A 250-nucleotide genomic window follows, 5' to 3' on the forward strand; every position below is an offset into this window, starting at 1 on the left:
CACCAGATTGCGGTGTGTGAAGACGCAATGAACCGAAAGTTCGAGAAACACACAAACTATCGCATACCCAATTTGCTGAAGCGTCGAAAGACGGTTCGGTACCCGAATTTCTTGACGACCATAGAGCATTGGAACCACCTGATCCCATCCCGAACTCAGCAGTGAAACGATGCATCGCCGATGGTAGTGTGGGGTTTCCCCATGTGAGAGTAGGTCATCGTCAAGATTAAATTCCGAAACCCCTATCTGC

1 rRNA gene is annotated in these 250 nt (G+C 49.2%); it reads left to right on the forward strand.

Going from position 1 to position 250, the window contains the following annotated elements:
* The first annotated feature begins 110 nt into the window (after positions 1-110).
* Positions 111-226, forward strand: a 5S ribosomal RNA gene (gene rrf, locus AACY49_RS31675).
* Positions 227-250: the final 24 nt, after the last annotated feature.

This window comes from Pseudomonas sp. EL_65y_Pfl2_R96 (genome assembly GCF_963970905.1).
Taxonomy (GTDB): domain Bacteria; phylum Pseudomonadota; class Gammaproteobacteria; order Pseudomonadales; family Pseudomonadaceae; genus Aquipseudomonas.